This is a genomic window from Streptomyces phytophilus (assembly GCF_013870535.1).
Classification (GTDB): domain Bacteria; phylum Actinomycetota; class Actinomycetes; order Streptomycetales; family Streptomycetaceae; genus Streptomyces; species Streptomyces phytophilus.
In genome coordinates this window covers 1-3,529 of the sequence record NZ_JACBXC010000622.1, presented here as the reverse complement: position 1 = coordinate 3,529, position 3,529 = coordinate 1, and the positions used below count along the sequence as shown (strand labels likewise).

Here is a 3,529-nt window from a genome sequence, read left to right as displayed (position 1 = left end):
CCGCGGTCTCGGCCGTCGCCTGCCGCTGGGTGCTCGCGCCCGTCGCGCACGCCGACGAGGAGCCGCCGCCGCACTTCGCGCTGCCGCCGAAGTCGGCGCTGCTCATCGGCGCGGTGGGGTTCTGCGCGGTATTCGCCGAGGGCGCCAGCCTGGACTGGTCGGCGGTCTACCTGCGCGACGAGATGGACTCCTCCGCCGGCCTCGCCGCCGCGTGCACCACGGGCTTCGCGCTGACGATGGCCGTGGCCCGGCTGGTGGGCGACGCGGTCGTGGAACGCCTCGGCCCGGTGCGCACGGTGCGCGCGGGCGGGGTGCTGGCGACGCTCGGCGGGGTGCTCATCATCACCTCCTCCGCCGCGCCGCAGGCGATGGCCGGGTTCGGGCTGCTGGGCCTCGGCATCGCGGTCGTCGTCCCGGTGGTCTTCGCGGCGGCAGCGCGGTCCGCGAACGCGCCGAGCCAGGCCATCGCGGGCGTGGCGACGATCATGTACGCCTCGGGGCTGATCGCCCCGGCGGCGATCGGGCAGGTCGCCGACGCGACGTCGCTGACGATGTCGTTCGGCCTGGTGACGCTGCTGGCCAGCGGGCTCATCGCGGGTGCGGGGCTGCTGCGCGGGCGGCGCTCGGAGACGAGGGCCAAGGCGCCCGGCACCGCACCGGATCCGGCCCCGGCGCCGGGCACGGAGGCGTAGCCGGCGGGCCGGCCCGTACGAGCCCTCCGCACGAGCCCTCCGTCCGCGGCCCGCAGCCCTCGGCCGACAGCCCTCAGCCCATCGCCTCCGCCGCCGCGCGGCCCGCGGCGCGGCCGTAGAAGAGGCAGCCGCCGAGGAAGGTGCCCTCCAGCGAGCGGTACCCGTGGACGCCGCCCCCGCCGAAGCCGGCGGCCTCCCCGGCCGCGTACACGCCGGGCAGCGGCTCCCCGCCCTCGGCGAGCACCCGCGACGACAGGTCGGTCTCCAGCCCGCCGAGGGACTTGCGGGTGAGGATGTTCAGCCGTACGGCGATCAGCGGGCCGTTCTTCGGGTCCAGGAAGCGGTGCGGGGAGGCGGCGCGGATGAGCTTGTCGCCGAGGAAGTTGCGGGCCCCGCGCAGCGCGGTGATCTGCATGTCCTTGGTGTAGGCGTTGTCGATCTCGCGGTCGCGGGCGGTGAGCGTGCGGCGCAGCGCCTCCTCGTCGATGAGCTTGTCGCCGGTCAGCTCGTTCATCCGGCGCACCAGCGCGCCGAGGTCGCGTTCGACGACGAAGTCGGCGCCGTTGTCCATGAACGCCTGCACCGGGCCCGGCGCCCCGGAGCCGGCGCGGCCCAGCACCTCGCGCACGCTCTTGCCGGTCAGGTCCGGGTTCTGCTCGCTGCCGGAGAGCGTGAACTCCTTCTCGATCACCTTCTGGCTGAGGACGAACCAGGTGTAGCCGTGGCCCGACTTCATGATGTGCTCCAGCGTGCCGAGCGTGTCGAAGCCGGGGAACAGCGGCACGGGCAGCCGGCGGCCGGTCGCGTCCAGCCACAGCGAGGAGGGGCCCGGCAGGATGCGGATGCCGTGGCGGGCCCAGATGGGGTTCCAGTTCTCGATGCCCTCGGTGTAGTGCCACATCCGGTCGCGGTTGATCAGCCGGCCGCCGGCGTCCCCGGCGACGTCGAGCAGCAGCCCGTCGACGTGCGCGGGGACGCCGGAGAGCAGCTTCTCCGGCGGGGTGCCGAGGCGTTCGGGCCAGTGGGCGCGTACGAGGTCGTGGTTGCCGCCGATGCCGCCGGAGGTGACGATCACCGCCTGGGCGCGCAGTTCGAAGGTGTCGACCACCTCCCGGCTGCTGGCGGTGCCGCGCGGGGCGTCGCTGGGCTGGAGGATCTCGCCGGTGACGGTGTCGACGGCGCCGGCGCTGCGGGCGAGGCCGGTGACGCGGTGGCGGAAGCGCATGTCGACGCGGCCCAGCTCCGCCGCCGCGCGCACCCGCCGCTCGAAAGGCGCGACGACGCCGGGCCCGGTGCCCCAGGTGATGTGGAAGCGGGGTACGGAGTTGCCGTGGCCCTCCGCGTCGTAGCCGCCGCGCTCGGCCCAGCCGACGACCGGGAAGAACGAGACGTCCATGGAGCGCAGCCAGGCGCGCTTCTCGCCGGCGGCGAAGTCCACGTACGCCTCGGCCCACTTGCGCGGCCAGTGGTCCTCGGCGCGGTCGAAGCCGGCGGTGCCGAGCCAGTCCTGCCAGGCCAGCTCGCGGCTGTCGCGGATGCGCATCCGGCGCTGCTCCGGCGAGCCGACGAAGAACAGGCCGCCGAAGGACCAGTGCGCCTGGCCGCCGAGCGACTGCTCCGGCTCCTGGTCCAGCAGGATGACCTTGCGTCCGGCGTCGGCCAGCTCCGCGGTCGCGGCGAGGCCGGCCAGCCCTGCTCCGATCACGATGACGTCGGCGTCGTAGACCATGGCTGCCGCCCCTTCGAAGGTTACCGGTGGGTTCAGATCCTGTTGACTGCGCGCCCGCCCGTCAACCGCCGGACGCCGGGCACTTCGCCCCGCCCGCGGCGGGGCGGGTCGGCCGCGGGGTGCGCGGGGGCGTTCGGTTAGGGTCGAGCCCGTGAGCGACCCCGAGCGTCCTTCCGCCGTGCGGCTGTGGTTCTCGCCCCGGCGGCTGCGGGCCGAGGGCCGCACGCCGGACTACCGCTTCTCGCTCGCCAACGAGCGGACGTTCCTCGCGTGGGTGCGGACCGCGCTGGCGCTCGTCGGCGGCGGCATCGCCGCGGACCAGTTCCTCGACGAGATGGCCCGCCCCATCCGCACCACCATCGCCGCGGTGCTGCTCGTGGGCGGAGCGGTCTGCGCGGTACGGGCCGTCAACCACTGGATCCGCTGCGAGCGCGCGATGCGCCGCGGCGAGGACCTGCCGGAGTCCCGCTTCCCGGGGCTGCTCGCCGTGGGCACGGCGGTGGCGGCGGTGGCGCTGATCGTGGCCGTGGTGGTCGGGACCAGGCGGTGAGCGACCCCCGCGACCCCGCGGCGCAGCCGGAGCGGACGCGGTTCGCGTGGCGGCGTACGACGCTGGCGTTCGCGGTCGTGGTGGTGCTGGAGATACGGCGGGTGGTGGTCGAGGGCGGCTCGGTGGGCGGGTACGCCGGGCTGTCGCTGGCGCTGTGCACGTGGCTGGTGTTCCTGGCCGCGGGCCAGCGGCGGATAGACCAACTGGCGGCCGCCGCACCGGCGGCCATGGCACCGGGGCTCGCGCTGGGCGCGGGCCTGTGCGTGGTGGCGTCCGCGATGTCCGCGGGCGCGCTGCTCCTCTGACGCCGCGCGCTTCCAGGCGGCTTTCGAGCCGCCGCGAGCCCGGCGAAGATCCGAACGACAGGTCCTAAGCTCGCAGGCAGCACCGCAGCGCAGGCGAGGGTTGCCTTGAGGGGGACATGCGCATGGCCGTCACCGTGCCACTGATCGTCGTCACCGGGGTGTCCGGCTGCGGCAAGACCACGGTGGGCCGGGAGCTGGCCGAGCGGCTGAACGTGCCGTACGCGGACGGCGCGGACATCGCCCGGGAGGCCGG

The 3,529-nt window shown here is 75.0% G+C and carries 5 protein-coding genes; 4 read left to right on the top strand and 1 reads right to left on the bottom strand.

Annotated elements, in window-relative coordinates; all coding sequences use genetic code 11:
• A partial coding sequence (locus tag H5J30_RS22440) for an MFS transporter (RefSeq protein WP_181789191.1) occupies nucleotides 1-692 on the top strand: 692 nt, incomplete at its 5' end.
• Between the two features lie 73 nt (nucleotides 693-765).
• Here H5J30_RS22440 and H5J30_RS22435 read toward each other — a convergent pair.
• Nucleotides 766-2,421, bottom strand: coding sequence for an FAD-binding dehydrogenase (locus H5J30_RS22435; protein ID WP_181789190.1), 1,656 nt, complete (start codon nucleotides 2,419-2,421; stop codon nucleotides 766-768).
• A 151-nt stretch (nucleotides 2,422-2,572) separates the two neighbouring features.
• On the opposite strand from H5J30_RS22435, the gene H5J30_RS22430 reads away from it, so the two are divergent.
• The 3 genes from H5J30_RS22430 to H5J30_RS22420 all read left to right on the top strand — a co-directional run.
• Nucleotides 2,573-2,971, top strand: coding sequence for a YidH family protein (locus H5J30_RS22430; RefSeq protein ID WP_181789189.1), 399 nt, complete (start codon nucleotides 2,573-2,575; stop codon nucleotides 2,969-2,971).
• Nucleotides 2,968-3,276, top strand: coding sequence for a DUF202 domain-containing protein (locus H5J30_RS22425; RefSeq protein WP_181789188.1), 309 nt, complete (start codon nucleotides 2,968-2,970; stop codon nucleotides 3,274-3,276). The genes H5J30_RS22430 and H5J30_RS22425 overlap by 4 nt, the downstream gene beginning before the upstream one ends.
• A gap of 116 nt (nucleotides 3,277-3,392) precedes the next feature.
• Nucleotides 3,393-3,529: AAA family ATPase (locus H5J30_RS22420; RefSeq protein WP_258563478.1), on the top strand; the 137-nt coding region annotated here is incomplete at its 3' end.

Coding starts and splice junctions, on each gene's coding strand:
- H5J30_RS22435 (WP_181789190.1), bottom strand. CDS start 2,421: ATGGTCTACGACGCCGACGTCATCGTGATCGGAGCAGGGCTGGCCGGC.